General features: G+C 42.8%; 5 protein-coding genes. All 5 read right to left on the bottom strand.

Annotated features, from left to right (window positions below):
- Window positions 1-9 precede the first annotated feature (9 nt).
- The 5 genes from Q8M41_RS09295 to Q8M41_RS09315 are packed head-to-tail and all read right to left on the bottom strand — an operon-like array spanning window position 10 to window position 20,083.
- Entirely contained in the window at window positions 10-999 is a 990-nt protein-coding gene (locus Q8M41_RS09295) for a TauD/TfdA family dioxygenase (RefSeq protein WP_305364984.1), read from the bottom strand.
- 1 nt (window position 1,000) lies between these two features.
- Complete coding sequence (locus tag Q8M41_RS09300; RefSeq protein ID WP_305364985.1) at window positions 1,001-8,752, bottom strand: non-ribosomal peptide synthetase; 7,752 nt, start codon at window positions 8,750-8,752, stop codon at window positions 1,001-1,003.
- A gap of 7 nt (window positions 8,753-8,759) precedes the next feature.
- Window positions 8,760-16,787 carry a non-ribosomal peptide synthetase/type I polyketide synthase gene (locus Q8M41_RS09305; protein ID WP_305364986.1) on the bottom strand — a complete coding sequence of 2,676 codons (8,028 nt, stop codon included), beginning with the start codon at window positions 16,785-16,787 and terminating at the stop codon, window positions 8,760-8,762.
- Between the two features lies 1 nt (window position 16,788).
- Window positions 16,789-18,045: a cytochrome P450 gene (locus Q8M41_RS09310; RefSeq protein ID WP_305364987.1), complete on the bottom strand. Its 1,257-nt coding sequence runs from the start codon at window positions 18,043-18,045 to the stop codon at window positions 16,789-16,791.
- A gap of 16 nt (window positions 18,046-18,061) precedes the next feature.
- The gene (locus Q8M41_RS09315) at window positions 18,062-20,083 is read right to left on the bottom strand and encodes an AMP-binding protein (protein WP_305364988.1); all 2,022 of its coding nucleotides are present in this window, start codon (window positions 20,081-20,083) and stop codon (window positions 18,062-18,064) included.
- Window positions 20,084-20,088: the final 5 nt, after the last annotated feature.

Genomic DNA, 20,088 nt, shown 5'->3' on the forward strand with positions numbered 1-20,088 from the left:
GACAAAAACTTAATACATCCCTACTAATACTTTTCTTGTTCCTTTGAATGGCATTCTACCGTGCGCAACCTTCATATTATCAAGCAATAACAGGTCATTTGTTTGCCATGGAAATACAATGGATGCTTTTCTATAAATATCATTAATCAGATATATCACCTCGTCGTCAATGCGGCTACCATCGCCAAAACATGCGTTTCGCGGCAGTTCATCTTCGTCTACCAATGCCAGCAGACTCTGTCTTACTTCCTGCTCAAGGGCAGCAACATGAAAAAGATGTGCCTGATTAAACCACAACATCTCGTTAGTGCGTGGGTGCCGGCGGACAGCATCGCAAACCTGCCAGGTTTTTAAATAATCGCCACTCCACTTATAATTTATCCCTGCCTTGTCACAAAAGGCAGAGACACCGGACTTCTCTGTGGTTTGAAAAACATCCTGCCACTTAAGGTCAAGGTCGCCGTAATAGCGTGTGTACATTACCTTTTTGCGTTCAAACTCCTCTCTTATCTCAAGCGGTATCATCTTATATACTTCGCCGCTGTGTGCCAATGGGGTAGCTCCACCCTCTTCAGCTGTGATTTTACTGTAAAAAACAATTTTCATCGGCCAAGTTGAAGTGTAGGACATTTCATTATGCATTGGAATCTCCTGGTTGGCCGGATACTCCGTGGAAGTGTAAATTTTACCGCCAACATGCGCGCGTGGAGTAGATTTATATTTGTATTCTAATAAATGGTCATTGGATAGCAAACTCATTATACTTGCAAAGCCATCCTGCCCGGCTATGTCAAAGCCCCTGAAGAGTATGGCACCGGCGTCATTCAGTTCCACATAAACTGAATCCATATTTGCTGCCAGCCATTGCCTTAAATTTACATAACTAGCAAGGGGTGTAATCACCAATGGGAAAGCTGGGTAGCCCTCAAGTTTTCCTCTTTTTACCAACTCGTCTATGTTAGTAGAGATGGCTCTGCGTTCGGTTCTGGCAAACTTCATATTATCCAATATTATTTGTTATTTCTTTTCTTTTGACGGATCTTAATTTGTTCTGACGATTTTCATTAAGTAGCTCATTTTCTTTTTGTGCTAAAATCTCACAGCCGTTAATGAAGGCAACCCTAATATCAGCAAGGCACCTCTTTTCGTTTTGATAAAGATTATTCACGAGTAATTGCCACTGGCCAAGCATAGTTTTAATGGTATGCGCTTCAAACAAGGTGTCGTTAAATTCTATGTTACCGGAAATGGTATCGCCTGATTCCTCAAGTAAGATCATAAAGTCGAATTTGGACGTTCCGTTATCAAGCAAAATATTCTCAACCCGGAGACCTTCCAGGTCGAGTTTATTAACCGGTCCGTTTTGTAACACTAGTTTGGTTTGAAAAATGGGGTTCTTTGATTCCTGTCGCGGAATTCTCAGTTCTTTAACGATCACCTCAAAAGGCACGTCCTGATTATTGAAAGCCCGTAAAGAGGTTTGGTGCACCTTATTCAATACAGAGGAGAATAGCTCATCATCGTTAAAGACCGTTCTAATAACCAGTTGATTAACAAAACAGCCAATAAGCGCATCGGTATGTTCCCAATTGCGGTTAGCTATATTGGTGCCTGTTACTACATCCTTTTCACCTGATATAAAATATAGGTAAAGCTGGAATGACGCCATAAGATACACAAAAGGAGTAGTATTGAGACTTACAGCTTGCCGATGAATATCTTTGCTGAAAAATGAACCGATCGGGATGATCTTTCCGGATGCCGTCGCATTAGTTTGGCGGGAATGATCAAGCTTCAAATAATCAATATCAGGAGTTCCAGCCAAGTGATTTAACCAGTATTTTAATTGGTAATTAAACAAACCATCATCAAACTGCCTCCGTTGCCACTTACTAAAGTCGGCATAATGAAACGGAAGTTCTGGTAACATTTGCTTTTCGTTTTTGCGTTCGGAATTGTAAAACAGCACCAATTCGTCTACCAACACTGAAACTGACCATCCATCTGTAATAATGTGGTGCATATTGAACAGCAAAACATGCTCACTTTCCGACAAACGGTAAAGCTTAACATACCACAACGGACCTTTTCGAAGGTCGAATTCATATCCGATCTCCCGGTGTAGTAGCTGCATCAATAAAGGGAGCTGGTCTTCCTGAATTACAATGGGGATAATTTTTACAGGCTGTGGCGGCTTGATAATCTGTGAAGGCCTATGGTCTTCTACCTTAAAAATTGTGCGTAAAACCGCATGCCTTTCAACGATTTGGGTGAACGCATAATCAAGTGCGTTAATGTCTAAGATTCCTGTTAATTTAAGTGCGGCATAAATGTTATAGGAGGAGCTATTTCCATTGTATTCATTTATAAACCATAGCCTCTCCTGGGCGAACGAAAGCGGGTAAATACTACTGTTAACATACCTCGCAATAGCTGGGATATTTTGTAACTCGGCATCGAAATCCTTGCCATCTATAATAGCGGCAAGACTTTCTATTGTAGGATTTTCAAATCCGGTTTGGATGCTTAACCTGGTGTTGAAAACCTTGGCTGCTTCAGCGAGCATGCGGGTGATGAGTAACGAATGACCGCCCAAATCAAAAAAATTATCATTCAGATTGATCTTATCAACTTTTAACAATCGTTTCCAGATGAGAAAAAGCTGATGCTCTGTTGATGAAAGCAGCAGGTTTATAGTTGGCTCCTCTGGTGTAATGAGTAACTTCTTCAGCTTTTCAATGTCAATCTTTCCATTGGTGTTAATGGGTAATTCATCTATTTCAATTACCACAGAAGGGATCATAAAGGAAGGCAGCATGTTTTTGAGCGCCAGTTTTATACCCATTTGGCTGATACTCGCGTCTTCGTTAACGGTATAAAATGAAAAAATCGTTTCTTCGTTTTCGAGCAGGACATAACAATCTTTAATTCCAGGCAACTGCAACAATGCTGACTCTATCTCACCAAGTTCAATTCGAAAGCCCCCCAGCTTGATTTGCCTGTCGTTACGGCCATAATAATCAATCTCGCCATTCTGACGGTACCTGCCCAGGTCATTGGTACGATAAAGCCTCTCTTCCCGAAAATCATCTAAATAAACATCCACAAATTTTTCTGTGGAGAGCTTGACATTGTTAATATAACCAATTGCCAGGCCTGCGCCGCCCAGATATATTTCGCCTGTGACACCGGCGGGGACAGGCTTGCAGTTTTCGTCAAGAAGATACGCCGTAGAGTTAGTTATTGGCTGCCCTAGCGGGACACGTTGACCAGCTAATGCGGCATTTTTGTAATTATAGCAAATTGAAAAAGTAGTATTCTCAGTTGGCCCATATCCATTCACCAAATTTTGCGGTGGGTAAGTGCTGGTCATCACGTTATCAAACGTATTAATGAGTGCTTTCTCACCACCTACTACCAAATAGCTTAAACTACCAAAGCTTTCCGGATAACTATTAGCTATTTGGTTAAATAAGGAGGTGGTGAGAAACATTACGTCGATCTGCTTCCGCTTCAGCATGGCTCCGAAATTCCGTAGGTCTAAAAGCGAATGCTTATCCAATAATACTAAGGTACCTCCATTCAATAATGGCAACCATACTTCAAGGGTGCTTGCATCAAACGATATACTTGAATTATGGCTAACATTTTGCCCTTGTTGCAGGCTGATGTAGTTGGTATCTTTCACCAGTCTTATTACCGCACAGTGCGGAATCAACACGCCCTTTGGCAACCCGGTAGAACCAGACGTATAATTTACATAAGCGCCGTCCGCCGCGGTAATTGCCGGGGACAGGTCAAATAAAGGAGATTCGCTGCCGATTTCGTCAAAATCAATTATCTGGTCGGTTAGCTCAGCAGCGACACCTTTAAATGCCACTGTCGTCACGATCACCTTCACACCAGAATCCTCCGTCATATACTTAAGGCGCTGGGCTGGGTAAGTAATATCAAGCGGCAGGTATATCCCGCCAGTTTTTAATATGGCGATCATGCCCGAAACAGATGCTATGCCACGCTCTATTGCCAAACCTACCACGTTGCCTGCTTGCACTCCGTAAGCCCGTAGTTTGTTGGCAAGTTGGTTTGTGAGCCTGTCAAGCTGGTAATAGGTCAACTCAGCATCGCCAGACGATATTGCAATTTGATGAGGGGCACGCTGTACCTGCCGGTGAAAAAGATCGGTAATAAGCTCTTTGGGCGCTATGTGCGTGGTGCCCCCGTTCCAAACGTTTAATATACAATGACTTTCGGCTGCCGTAAGCATATCGTGCTGCCCAAGTGGCTTATCGGGCTTAGACAACATATGGGTTAACAGTATAATAAAGTGTTGTGCAAGCCGTTCAACTTTGTCAGCATAAAAGATATCCGTATTATACTCTATCTCCGCCTCCAGGCCTGAGTCAGTCTGTTTTACTATGAGGGTAATATCAAACTTAGAAGTGTTAACCCCTGTTTCGAAACCCGCGGCTTCGATGCCTTCAAAATGCGGCATTCCGTTGGCGTGCTGCATCACGAACATTACTTGAAACAATGTATTAACATTGATCTGCCTATTAACATCCAGTCCGTCAATTACTTGCTCGAAAGGAATATCCTGGTTATCAAAGGCATCAAGAAAGGTACTTCGCACCTGCTTGCACAGTTCTTTAAAAGTGAGCTCACCCTTGGGTGTGATCCTTAGTGCTAGTGTATTAACAAAAAAGCCAATAAGCTTCTCTAACTCTTTTACCGGCCGGTTAGCCACTGGCGAACCGATGACAAAGTCTTTTTGCCCCGTGTAACGGTAAAGTAATCCGGCAAAACAGGAAAGAAGCGTTATATATACAGATAAGTTGTTATCGCGATTAAACGCGTTTATTTGGGAGTATAACGCATCGTTTATTACAAAAGCATGCACAGCACCATGAAAGGTTGGCGCTTCGGGACGCGGCTTATCCAGCGGGAGATCAAGATAATCGGGTACCCCAATCAGTTTCTTATTCCAGTAATTCAGTTGGTCGTTAAATATACCAGCTTCAAGGTTAGCCCGCTGCCACATGGCATAATCATAAAACTGTAACGGAAATTGTTTGTCTTCCTGCTGCTTATTTTGTACGCGACAGTTGTATGCGGCAGCTATTTCCTGCAATAAAATGCTTATCGACCAGCCATCTCCTGCGATGTGATGCATCCCCAAAAATAAAATATGTTTGTCTTTTCCCAGATAGAATAGCTCGGGGCGAAAAATCTGTCCATTTTCCAGGTCGAAAGGAAGCGAAGCAGTATGCTGAAATATTTCAGAAGGTATTTCGCTTTCATTAATGATGGTAACAGGGATTTTAAAGCCGTTGAACGGATGAATACGCTGCTGTGGAATACCGCTCTCTACTTCAAATGTAGTCCTGAATATCGCGTGCCTTTTAATAATGTCTGCTATGCTGTCCTCCAGGTGTTTAACTTGTAACTCTCCTTGGAAATTAACAATCCCTGACATGTTATATACTGGCGAGAGGGGATTAGTTTGTTGAATATACCATAATCGCTCCTGCGAATAAGATAACGGGAACAAATCGCCTTTCTGAGATGGAATTGCTTTCGTTGTCACTCTGCCGGTGCGCTGACCTGACAAGTGAACAGCCAGTTCTGTGGGCGTTGGATGATCAAACATTGTGCGTATCGGCAATTCGACCGCAAATGCGTCCTTTAACATGGATATGGCCTGCATAGCCTTCAACGAATGCCCCCCAAGCTCAAAGAAATTATCCCGGGGATGAATATGGCTGCGTTGCAATACTCCTTTCCATATAGTGATGATGATGGCTTCGATAGGCGAAATTTCCATCTCAACCGAATTAGAGAGCGTAACGTCTAACAGAGTTTCGGGGATGGTTAATTTATCCCTGTCAGTTTTTCCGTTGGCATTTAGCGGAAGTTCTTCAAGCCAAATAAAATGTCCTGGAATCATGTATTCGGGCAATTCCTTCGCCAGCAGTTGTTTTAATTTTATGGTATCCGATTTATGCACACCTTTCAAAAACGCGCATATGAACAGTTCTCCCTGGCTGTTCCTGAAATCCTTAACAACCGCTCCAAGGATGCCGGGGAGTTGGTAAAGCGCTGCTTCAATTTCCCCTAACTCTATACGGTATCCCCTAACTTTTACCTGTTGATCTTTCCGACCTGAAAATAGTATGACACCATCCGGCAGGTACATGCCAATGTCACCTGTTTTATACATCCGCTGTTTACCATGGGCAAAGGGATCCTGCAAGAACACTTTGGATGTTTGCGCATCATTGTTGAGGTAGCCCCTTCCGACGCTTATTCCTGATACGCATATTTCTCCTTTAACGCCGGGTGGGCATATGTTCAAATGATCGTCAAGAATATAGATAGAAACATTTTGTATTGCTTTACCAATAGGCACTTCGGGTTCTTGCGGCACTTGTGTCATAAAATGATGAGTGATGTCATCTGATGCTTCTGTCGGCCCGTAAGCATTCACCATCGGGATACCCGGAAAACATGATATCCATCCCTCTACACACGGTTTTGATACGGCTTCGCCTGTAACAAGCAGGAACTGTAGTTTTTTGAATAATGAAGGAATATTCACTTTGTCCAAAGTTGACAGTAACAGCTCTAAATAAGATGGAACAACCTCCAGTATTGTAACCCCATCGTTATGTAACCCACGTATAAATTTCTCTGGTGCAGAGATCATTTCCTGTGTATAAATCAAGGTATGGCCGCCGGTAGCCAACGCAGAAAAGAATTGCCATACAGAAATATCAAAACACTGAGATGCATTTTGAACCACTATACTATCAGCATTTAAGGAAAGGGAATTTACTTTGGCAAACAGGTGGTTAAGCATCCCTAAGTGTTCTATCATAGCGCCTTTTGGCTTGCCTGTTGATCCAGAAGTATAAATTACGTACGCCAGGTCTTCTGGTGCTAAATCTGTATCTGGCTTCTCCTTCGACATTTCGGCGATATTGAGCGCCTCAACATCCAACTTAACTATTGAACGTCTATCCTGATGTTGTTCGCTTAAGGTAACAGCCAATGGACCATAATTCATGATTATGATGCCAGCGTCAGCATCTTCAATGATTGTATTAATGCGCGAAGGGGGATAATCGCAATCCACGGGAATGTAATATCCACCACACTTCCACACAGCCAACACACAGGCAGCGAATTCAATGGAGCGCGGCAACAAAAGTATTACCCCTGCGTTTTTTTTCAGTTTGCATCGCGATAAAAGGTAAGCCGCTATCCGATTGCTCATGATATTTAACTCGTGATAAGTGAGCTTGCGATTATTGTGTATTAAAGCGACCCTACCTCCATAATTTATAGTATTTTCCTCCCATATATGGAGGAATGTCTTTTCTGTAGGTAATGCTTTAGCTGTATCATTCCATCTGTCAAGCAGCGCCCTTTCTTGATGCGTTATCAGGGTTATCTTGCTAAGGAGTTGAAGTGGCCTAACCGCTATATTGACAAGCAATTGCTTATAGTGTTCAAGCATTTGTTTTATCCAACTGGCGGAAAACTTCTCGGAATTGTAACTAAGCTGAACGCTTATTTGTTTACCAGGCAAAATTACCAAGGTTAGCGGATAGTTGGTTTGTTCGTAAGATTTGAATCCAGATAGAGCGATACCACTTTTATTACTAGCTCTAAGAGTTGCTACTGGATAGTTTTCAAATACAAATAATGATTCAAACAAGGGCTGGGTGCGAGGCAATGCTGATACATCTTGTATTTCTGTAAGTGAGATAAACGACTGTTTCTCCCTTTCGAAATGTTTTAATTGGCTTGCCTGTAACCATTTTACGGCCGGTTCGTCATCGATAATGTTTAAAACTAGCGGGCCGGTATTTATAAAAAGGCCAACGGCTTTTTCAGCGCTGCTGATAGAGCCCAACCTACCAGAAGTCGTTATCCCCATGACTACATTTTTTTCGCCTGTATATCGGCTCAAGAGAATAGCCCATACCCCTTGAAAAAAGGTGTTTAATGTGATATTGCTTTCTTGCACAAATAATCTTAAATCATTGCTAATTTGATCATCCAATATCAGTGCTTCTTCCAGGTAACCACTTTGAGTTTTAGATACCCCGTATTGCCTTACTGTTGTAGGACTCGTGATATCTTTCAGTTCATTCTTCCAGTATGCTTTTGCAGCGGTAGTGTCCTGTTTTTGCAGCCACAAAATGTATTGTTTGAAAGGAATAACTACCGTGCGGCTTATGGTACTATCGGTTGCAATAGCGTGATAGTTTTCCAATACTTCCGTAAGCAAAAGAGGCAGGCACCAACCATCCAATATCAGGTGATGGAAAGACCATACCACCTGTAGGCTTTCTGCTGATATCCTAAACGTGGCTATCCGCATAAGGCAGGGCTTATCCAAAGGAAACCTGTTTTGCTTATCCGTTTGCAGGTAATTAATGATAGCGGCCTCCTGTTGTTTACTATTCAGACTACTCCAATCATCATATTTCCATTCGGGCGCCGCATTATGATGTACCACCTGCATAGGTTTTTCCATATTCTCCCAATGGAAAGAGGTGCGTAAAACTTCATATCGTAAAATAACCTCTTGCCAAGCCTGTTTAAAAATCTGTAAGTCGGGATTTCCGTTAACGACAAAGGACAGTTGGTTATGATACAGGTCATTATCGGATTCATAAACCGTATGATACAATATACCCTGCTGGGTATGTGAAAGTGGATATATATCGGCGATCTTGCTCATCTTTGGTTTAATGAATCGCCTTTAATAAAGTATTTAGATCGTTTTGTGATAAGTTTGCCGCCGAAAAATCGGACACAGTGTACTGCTTTTGTTTTTCGTTTATACAATGGCCTATTACCTGTTGCAATTGTTCTATAAATGTATCCAAAAAGCTTGTCATTTGCTGCGGCTGATGCAGTTGCCTGTCATACGTAAGTAGCACGCGTAACTGTCCATCAGTTACCATTAAATTAAACTCCATGGAATGAGTTTTGATTCCTTTTTGGAGAGAGATACGTTCCGTGTGCAGCGATCTCATCTGCCAGTCGCCATCTAAGGTATGACCTCCGGCTTTGCCAAGAAAATTAAATAGTATTTCCGGGCTGGCAACTAAGCTAAATTGCCGGCTAATTTCTGGGTCGGTAGAATATTTAAGCAGACCATAACTTATTCCATTGTGAGGAACTTTTAACAACTTCTCTTTTACCCATTTAATATTTTCGCCAATATCGCGCCCCTGAAAGCTAAGTTTAACTGGAAACTGCGCAGTAAACCATCCTACAGTTTCCACAAGATCAACTTTTTCATCAAAAAAGGGAAATCGTCCGTGATTTTCAAGATCGATTACAAATTCGCTCTGCCGGTTTGTTTTGTGAAAACTAAGTAGCAGGGCGGTCAATAAAATATCCTGGGTGTTGGTATTGTATACATGATGTATGTCGTTGAGCAGTTTCCCGGACTCATCCTTATCTAAGGTTACGGATACATTAGTACTATTTTCGTATCGTGCCGGTACAGATTGGCCCATAATCGGAAGATGTTCATTTTTCCAGTAATCAGTGCTGTTTAGTAGCGTTTTTGTCCCTGATTGGGTTTCCAGCATCGAGGCCCATTCCAGGTAAGTTGCTGATAACATTGAAGATGTGGTTCCGTGTTCACACAAAGCAATAAAATCCTTAAAAATAATCTGCCACGAAAGCTGATCTATAATCAAATGATGGCTCACGAGCAATAACTGGTTTTGTTTACTGCCCGTCTTAATGATCACTGCCTTAAACAGTCCTCCCTTATCCGGATCGAAAGAATCACTGATGGCCTTGATGCAGGAGTTAATTTCATTGGCTAATTCACTTGAGGGAGACGTCGTAACGATCTCTATTTCCATCTGCACTTCAGTTGATTGTATAGCGATGAACTGGCTTTTTTTTGAGGGGAAGATTGCCTGAAGTTGCTTATGCTTTGCCACTAGCTGCGTCAAGGCCGCATGAACTTTACCATCATCGAGCCACGCAGGCAATGTAATTTGTACCGCCATTGCATAGCTATTTTGTATAGTTTCATCTTGCTGAAATAACCATTTTTGAATTGGTGTTAAAGGTGCCTCGCTAAGGGTTGAAGCACCCTTTGGAGCATCGTTACCTATCCAATTCGCAACTACCGCCAGCTGTTTGATGGCAGGAAATTCAAATATATTCGCCGGTGAGATAGCCAAGCCTTTACTCCGCAAGCGACTTACAACCCGCATAACGCCTATCGAATCGCCACCAAGACTAAAAAATGAAGTGCTGTCGTTAATATTTTGAACTTCTAAAACATCGCGCCAGGCGTCAAGAATAATCTGCTCTTTCTCATCGGTAGGCAGCCATTTAATGGTGTTTCTATCCACTTCAGTTTCCGGCTTGGGAAGATTATTGCGATCTATTTTACCGTTCGCGTTTACTGGAAATTGGTCGAGCACCATGTAATAATCCGGTATCATGTAGTATGGCAAAGTTCTGGTTACGGTCGCCTTAATTTCACTCAAGTTTGAATCAACGTCAATCTGCAGGTAAGCGGCAATAAAAGAACGTTCCTCTTCCTCAATCAACTTAACGGCAACATTTTTAACGCCAGGCGTTCTTAGGAGTACATGCTCTATCTCTTCTAGTTCAATACGAAAACCTTTAACCTTCACTTGCGTGTCCTTTCTTCCCAAAAACAAAATGTTACCATCGGGTAAATAGGTGCCTATATCTCCGGTTTTGTACAATGGGATATCGCCACCGCGAAACGGATCGATGCTAAAAGCATTTCTGGTTTTATCGGGGTCTTTAAAGTATCCTTTCCCAACGCCTATTCCCGAAGTCCATATCTCGCCTTTAACACCCACTGGGCAAGGCTGACCATTAGCATCCACAATGTAGATGTTCATGTTCTGCACCGGCTTACCTATAGGCACTACATTAGATGTTAATTCACCGTGGATAAAATAATGGGTAATGTCATCTGAAGCTTCTGTAGGGCCGTATGCATTTACCATAGGTATAGAAGGAAACCGTGTGAACCACTGGCGCACCAGATGAGGTTTTAAAGTCTCACCTGTTACTACAAGAAATTTAAGCCGGTCAAATGACCGCATTGCGGATGCTTCCATCTCGTCCAGCATCACTCCAAGATAAGACGGAACCACCTCCAAAATAGTGACACCCTGCCGTTGTACCGAATCCATAAAAGCAGAGACATTTAACAATTGATCATCGGGGATGATAATGGTAGTGCCACCTGTGATAAGTGAGGTAAAGAATTGCCAGATAGAAATGTCAAAACATTGTGAGGCATTTTGCACAATTCTACTGCTCTTATCAACGTGGAGTGAATTTACTTTGCAAAATAGGTGATTTAACATTCCTTTGTGTTGGATCATCACCCCTTTTGGCTTCCCTGTTGAGCCGGAGGTATAAATGATATAGCACAAATCGTTCGGCGTAATAGCTGTGTATACTGTCGATGAGCTGTAGGCTTCAGGATTGAAATACTTTATTACCACGTTTGTATTTTGCTTTACATTGTCCAGCATCAGCAGACCGTTAAATGTAGCTGGCAAAACTTCGCTGTTGTTTTCAAAACGTTCACTTAAATAACCTTTGCTTACCACGAACCTTGCTTCTGTTTCTAATAAGATTGTGCAAATCCTTTCAAAAGGGTATTTTTTATCAAGCGGTACATATACCGCACCTACCTTGAAAATACCCAGGATGGTGATCAACATATCTATTGACCTGTCTAGCAGCACAGGTAAAATATTGCCTGGTTTAACGCCGGAATCGGTTAAAAACCGTGCAAACCTGTTGCTACGTGCAGCGAGCTCACCATAGGAAATTATTTCGTCGCCATATATGGCCGCTTTCGCATCCGGCTTGGTTTCTGCATGTTTATCGATCAGCCGATGTAAAAGTTCATCCGGGAAATCCTTTTGGGTATTGTTCCAGTCATAAAGTATTATTTCCAGTTCCTTTTTTGGAATTACCGAAAGTTGCGATAAGGGAATTGAAGAATCTGCCGCGATAGATTCCAGCAGCGTGCGATAGCTTTCTTTTATTCGTTCTATCGTTTCAGGCTCAAACAAATCGGCGTTGTATTTGAAAAATCCATTGAGGGTTCCTTTACCACTAAATAATCTCAAGGAAATATCAAACTGGGCTTCTTCATTTACGATCCCGTAAGGTTCTACCGAGAAATCGCCCCATTGTGTTTTATTACCGGCATTGCGGTTAGCAAAAAGTTCACTTATCTCATTTTCCTCGCGCGGCTGAGCCAGGTCAAACATGGCCTGGAATATAGGCGTTCTTGAAGGGTCGCGTTCTGATCCAAGTTTGTTAACCAGCAGCGAAAAAGGATAATCCTGAAATTCTATAGCCCTGTTCACCTTTTGCTTTGTTTGCAGCAGGATGTCGTTAAAGGTTTCATTACCGGAAAAAGAAGCGTTTATTACAACCGAGTTTACAAAGTAGCCTACCGTATCGTTAAAATCGCCGGCAACGCGGGCGGCGAAAGGAGTGCCAACCAGAATATCGTTTTGTCTGGCGTACTTGTGCAGAAGAGTATGGAAACCTGCAAGCAGCAAGGTAAACATCGTAGTGTTTTTCTTAATGCATAGCTGGCGTAGATCGGCGCTCAAAGTTTCTGATAAAGTAAATCCTATTGATGCTCCATTTGTGCTTTTTACAAGCGGTCGAACCTTATCATAGGGCAGCGCCAGGGCTTCGGTTTTGGCCTTTAGCTGCTCCTGCCAGTATTGGAGCATTTCATCGCCCCGCGTTCCGGTAAGGGTCGCAGTCTGAAGTCGCACAAACTGATCGTAGCTTCTTGGTTTAGGCGGAGTAATGAGCCTTTGCCCATGAGCCAGCGTAGCGTAAACGTGGCTAATTTCTTTTAACAAGGTCCAGTAGGATAATCCATCTATAACGATATGGTTTATATTAAGCAAGAATATAGATGGCGCATTATCGTCTTTTTTAAAGAAATAAGCTTTAAATAAAGGTCCATTTGCAAGGTCAAACGCTTCGCGATGTTTTGCCTTCACTATTTGCAAAATATCCTCATCAGCTAAACCATTTATCGGAAACAACTCGAAGAATAGCACGGAATATTTGGTAATGTGCTTATCAATGGCGTCGTCGGTAAAATGGAAAGTGGCTCTTAGCTCATCATGCCTATCAAACACCAGTTGTAGGGCTGACTTAAAAATATCCAAATTGATTGGGTCGTAGATCTTAACTGCGAACGCGAGATTGTATGAATAGTCGTCGGGCTTGCTACTTTGGATGTACCAAAGCGCCTTTTGGTTCTCGGCTACCGGGTGTAATGTATATTGCCTGGAAAGCTTGCTGATTAGCGATATTCTAAGATATTCTCTTTTCTCTTTAATTACATCAGAGTACTTTTTTCTTTTACCCGCCCAATGTTCGTCCTTATGATTCTTAGGTTCAACTGCAGGGGGCTTACCTGGGAGTGATGTTCTGCCATTAATACTAGTTCTATCTAACGTCCATATCAAGCGGTCGAGTTCATCCTCAGGAAGTTCGTCCAGTTTTTTCAGGGCTGCAATATCAGGGTCTTCGGACAAAGGGTTCTGATCATTCGGATCGGATGTATTTGATAATGTTGTTTTTTCAGCCTGTCGGCGATTAAACAGGACAAGCAGTTCTCTGGCGATCTCTTCGATGGTATACTCTTCCATCAGAAAAAGTGTCTGCACGGTAATGTCAAGGTCTTTTTTTAGGCGCTCTGTGATCTCGATAGCCATTAATGAGTCCATGCCATGATTAAAGAGCGATACGTCCGGCAAAATCTCGGCCTTTTTTAGGCGAAGCACAGCCACAATAAGCCCAGCAAAATAATCGTCCATAATTTGCTGACCACTATTTTTGTCTTGCATGCCCGCAAGTTCATTTACAATGTTTCGTGGTTGGTTCAGTTTGGATATTAGTGGGGGGCTTTGGGCAGGGGTTTGAGTGGTAGCGTCTTGCATTGCATTGGATCGAATGATATCCATTACGCGTTTAACCTGTTCAGCATTAAGTTGACCTGATGCTTCTATTTCTTCGCATAGACGATCGAAACTACCGTTAGTTATAACCGGTTTTGTATCCAGTTCTCGCGGCCAAAAGTATTGCCTGTCAAACTGATATGAGGTAACCGATTGTTTGGAGTATTTATTATTATTGAAGTACCCGTCCCAACTTACTGACCCACCGTTCACAAACAGTGATGCCAGACTTTTAAGGATCATTGTCTTTTCGTCACTATGCTGGTTAATACTGGGCAACCACAACTTTTTTTCGTTTCCAAACAACTCGGCAGCCATCGCCACCATTGTAGGTTTTGGCCCTATTTCCAGGAATATATCATAGTTCTTTTGTTTGATGGCTTCAATGCTTTTCTGGAAATAAACCGGGCCAATAATGTGCTGGTACCAATATTCAGGTCTAGCTACTTCTTCATCGCAATAATTTCCTAAAACTGTTGAAACGAAGGGTACGTTCGGGCGGTTAAACTTAACTTTCTTCAATATTGCGAGCCATTCTTCTTTAGCTGGCTCCATTAAGAAAGAATGATAAGCGACAGGGGAATTCAGGGTGAAAACTCTAATGAGATCATCCTCTAGTATTGATGAGATCTCTTCTATAGCATCTTTATAACCAGCGAGCAAAAAATGCTTTGGGCCGTTAAAGCCGGCAAATTCCACCCTCCCTTTGTACCGGGCGATTTTATCTGTAAGATAGCGCTCATCAGCAAATGCGACAATGATACTGCCTACTTTTGGCATTCGGCTAAAAAGTGAAGCCCGTTGATACACGAGGTAAATGGCGTCCTTTACGGAGAAAACGCCCGCCACACAAGCAGCACAGTACTCGCCCAAGCTGCTTCCGGCTACCGCTGAAGGTATTATTCCCCAGGATTTCCATAGTTCAGATAAAGAAAACTCTACCGCAAATATGGCGAGGTGATAGTAATCAGGCCGATCGTTTAACAGGCTTTCTAACGCTGTATCATTATCATCAAACAATAAGGTTTTCAGCTTTTTGTCAATGTAGACTGATGCTATCTCATCGCAAAGATCAAAGGCTTGTTTATATACAGGAAATGAGTGATATAGCCCTTTCCCCATGTTTTTATATTGACTATGATTGCCGGTAAATAAAAATACAACCTGCGCAGATTTTTTAGATGCTTTATTCTTTATCAAGCCATCAGACGCATCATTTAAATGATAATCGTTCAAGCGAGAAACTACCTCCTGTGTGTGGGTAAATGGAATAGCGACCCTGTAGTTAAACTTTGTTTTTTTAGCGTAAGTGTAACAAATGGCTTCCAGATCCGCATCTTCACTTTCACTTAAATATGCAGCTACCGCGGAGCATTGCTTTTGAAGCGCTGCTTCTGACTTTGCCGTTAAAACAAGCATTAAGGGGGTGTCGGTAAATTCAGATTTACGCACCTTATTGTCAACAGCACGTTGTAACACCACATGAGCATTTACACCCCCGAATCCGAAGGCGCTCACGCCAGCATAATTCTTTTGTTTAGGCCACAAGGTATTATCACATTGGATCTCCAGATTCAGTTTCCTGAGATCAACCATCGAGTTAGGCTGTTCGTAGTTGATGGTAGCGGGTATTGATCCGTTTTTCATAGAAAGAGCCACCTTAATGAGCGACAATATCCCGGATGCGGCCTCTGTATGACCTATGTTTGATTTAAGCGAGCCGATTTTGCAAACTTGTGGTGTCCCCCCCGCGCCTTTGAGGAAATTGCTAATGGCTTTCATCTCTATTGCATCGCCCAAGCGGGTGCCAATACCCTGCGCTTCGATATATCCAATACATTCAGGCGAACTGATTCCGCTGTTCTCATAGGCTTGTTTCAAAACCTCCTCCTGAGCCCCGGGATTGGGAGCAGAAAGGCCGTTGCTTTTGCCGTTATGGTTTATAGCACCGCCTTTGATAACCGCATAAATGTCGTCACCATCCTTTTGAGCTTGCTTCAGCGACTTTAATATGATTACTCCGCCACCCTCGCTGCGCAAATAGCCGTCTGCCCGGTCGTCAAAAGGACGACAGACATTGGATGCCGATATAAGTCCTGCCTTTGAAAAGCTTACTGTAACACCCGCGAGAAGCGTAAGATGTACGCCACCTGCTATTGCAAGCACTGATTCACCTTCCATGATGCTTTTACATGAATTTATGACAGCCACGAGCGAAGACGCACATGCTGCATCATAAGACATGCTTGGCCCCTTCAGATCAAACGCATACGAAAGGCGGTTGGCAATAATACAATTGGTTGTGCCTGTACCAGCATATGGGTGATCGGTAGCATGGTTAAAGACCATGGTTGAAAAATCATTACTGCACGACCCTATAAAGACACCCGTTTTGGAACCTTTTATATCCTCAGGTAAAATACCAGCGTCTTCAAGCGCTTCCCAGGTCATTTCCAGCATTAACCGCTGCTGTGGGTCTATGCTTTCTGCCTCTTTCGGTGATATATTGAAAAAAGCGGCATCAAATTCCCTAATATTATGAATGTAGCCACCTTTTTTGGTATTCATCTTACCCGGTTTCATCGGGTCGGCATCGTAGTATTTTTGTATATCCCACCTGTCTGCCGGAATATCCACAATACCCGATCTGCAGTTCTGAAGCATACTCCAAAACGCAGCGATGTTGTCCGCTCCAGGTGCACGACAGCTTATACCTACAATTGCAACATCCTGCGTCTCCGCTTTCATATCAGATCTTAAGGTTAACGGGCAGTTCTTTTAATCCTCTGATAAAAACATTGGGGTACCAACTCAACTTATCGCTAGCCAATTCCATATCCGGAAAACTGGCAAGCAACGAGTTAAACAGCAACTGACCTTCCAGCCGCGCTAGCCAGGCGCCAATACAGGTGTGTATACCGTAACCGAACGCTATATTGTTATTTTTTGCTCGGGCCAGGTTAAGCACATCGGGTTCGTCAAACTCAGCCGGGTCACGATTGGCAGCCGCAAGGCTGGTAAGGATCCTTTCACCGGGTTGGATGGTTTGCCCCATTATATTTACCTCTGTCAATGGTATCCTTACCAACATCTGGATCGGGGGGTCGTATCTGAGTAACTCCTCAACCGCCATGGTAATTTTATCGGGGTTGCTTGAAAGCCACTTCTTTTGATCTGGGTTTTTGAGCAATGCCAGCACGGAATTTCCCATGAAGGCCTCCGTAGACTCTTGCGCTGCAGTAATCAGAAACGAACAGGTAGCCAGTAGCTCGTCATCACTATAAATGTGTTCTTCGTCGTTCAAAGCAACCAGGTAGCTTATCAGGCCATCATCACCACGCTTTCTTTTTGTGGCGATAAGGCGTGTGAAATATTCCCGAAACTCAATGGTGGTTTGATTCATAGCCTGGTAGCTCTCCAGTGTATTGGGCTGATCGAAAATATCTACGAGGCAGTTTGTCCACTTATAAATGATGTCATAATCCTCCGGAGGTATACCAAGCAGCCTTGAGGATGTAATTATAGGAAGCTTTTTAGCAATATCGGCTATAAATTCCATTTCGCCTTTTTCCCTAACGGCAGCAATAAGACTATCTACATCCTTTTGTACCAAATGAGTCATCCTGCTTAACTCACGCGGCGAAAAATACCGGGTCATTGGTCTTCGAAGACGTGTGTGTTCGGGCGGTTGCGCAAATATCATCCAGTCGGCTATGGCGTCCGACAAGACATTCAGGTTGCCCTCTCCCTTTATGAGATCGTTTTTTTTAAGCAGCCGATAAGGTAAATCATCCACACTGTAGTTATTCCCTGATATAACCGCTTTTACATCTTCATATCGGGTAATAAACCACTCGGGATTTGGGCCTTTAATTTCATACAAGGGAGCGTGCTCTCTTATTTCTTTTAGATATTTATACGGATTTTCTCTATAACTCTTTAAATAGAGATTAAGCGGCGGAATAGCTGCTTCACCGTCAATTAATTTACGATTAATAGGCTGCATTGTAACAGTTAATTCATTAGTTTACCGATATCTGTTCTATTGATCGTTTAATATGGCTGCTCAATTCGGCAATTGTGCTGTATTCCCAGAAAACAGTCGGCTGGACCTCCAGATTGAACTGCTCATTTATTTTACCTGTAAGTGCAGCTGCAACGGACGAGTCAAGCCCATAGGAAGCTAAGGGCTCATCATCTTCCAATTCCTCTGCCTGTAAGTTCAGCGTATCGGCAATATTGACAAGCAACCAAGCCTTGATATCTACAAATGCATCAACTCCAGCGTACACCGGTACTCCAGATTCTGAGAGCGTTGATGGTACTTCCTGCCGCGCATATTTATCAGAACCATAAAGTAAGTTTTCTAATGCGCTATTTATATAACTACTTCTACATATTACACGCTGTATTTTTCCGCTTGACGTTTTAGGCAAAGTACCATTACGGATAAATACGATATCATGTAATCTTATTTCATGATTTTGGAATACTGCCTCCATAGCCGCACTAATTACCTGCTTTACCAGGGTATGATTGACCGCCGCCGTGTTATCAAGTTCATAAACAGCTACCAGCTCTTCGTTGCCGTTGCTATTCACTGAAAATGCGGCGCCAAATGCATGTTTAAGGATTGGATGACTGTTCTGGATTGTGTATTCAATATCCTGTGGGTAATGGTTGGTACCCCTGATGATGATCAGTTCCTTTAAACGGCCTGCTACATATAGCTGTCGATTAAATATAAATCCAAGATCTCCGGTCCTCAAAAAGTACCCTTCTACTCCTCTAATGCTAGCTTTAAATGTTTCTTCAGTTTCTTTCGGCTTATTCCAATAGCCTAAGGCAACTGAGGGGCTTTGCACCCATATCTCGCCGATGCCATCACTGGAACATTCAATACCAGTTTCTGGGTTCACTATTTTAATTGTAGTGTTGACGGCTCCGGAACCGCATCCTGCCAACCTGCCAGCGGCGTCATTCAGCCCGATGCCCTCAGTTAACTGCGACACACGGTTATTGATATCAACATAATTTACCTCTTCGTCTATTGCTAATCCGGTTACCTTAAGTGTTGCTTCAGCAAGCCCGTAACACGGCGCAAATGCGGATTCAGTAAACCCGGTACAGCTAAAACTATCCGCGAAATTTTTTAGTGTTTGCGGCCTTACGGGTTCAGCAGCGCAACCAGCCGCTATCCAGCTACTAAGGTCTAAGGTACCTTTCTCGGTGTCGCTTATCTGAGCTACGCAATGATCATACGCAAAGTTAGGGCTGGTACTGTAATTTGCTTTATAAGTGGATATGGCATTTAACCACTCAAAAGGATTTTGCATTACCAACATCGGAGGCATTAAATACGATACACATTGATTGTAAATCGGCTGCAGTACCCCGTAGATTAATCCCATATCGTGGAACACAGGCATCCACGAAACTATTTTGCTTTGTGGCGTGTGTTTGCAAGATTCGTCTATTGCGATAAGGTTACTCATGATATTTCCATGAGTAACAATTACCCCTTTTGGGTTGCCTGTTGAGCCGGAGGTGTATTGCAGGTACGCAATATCTTCTGCCCCAAAGTTTAAAGTTGGCGCAAAGTTTTTATCGTCTGATTCAACCTCATCCGTACAAATCCATTTCAAATTTTGCATTATAGGGTGATCGCCGAAAAGGGTGGAAATACTGTCGTACGTTTTCCGTGTAGTGCAAACCGCAGTAGCGCCCGAATCAGTAATAATAGCCATAATTCTGCGCGAGGATGAATTTTTACGAAGTGGAAATGCAGGAACAGCTATTACGCCAGCGTAAAGGCACCCGAAAAAGGCAGTAATAATTTCTAAACCTGGCTGGTACATTAAAATACACCTTTCCCCAAACATATTGGTGCTCACCATCGTTAATGCGATACCGGCAGCTTTTTTATAGGTTTGTTCGTATGTAAGTGAATCTGTTATCTGACTGTTTTTACCTAAAAAAAAGTACAAGGGGTTATCTGGCGTATCGTGACTGCCTTTGTAAAGTAAATCAGTTATAGTGTTCATTCGTA

The organism is Daejeonella sp., assembly GCF_030684675.1.
Taxonomy (GTDB): domain Bacteria; phylum Bacteroidota; class Bacteroidia; order Sphingobacteriales; family Sphingobacteriaceae; genus Daejeonella.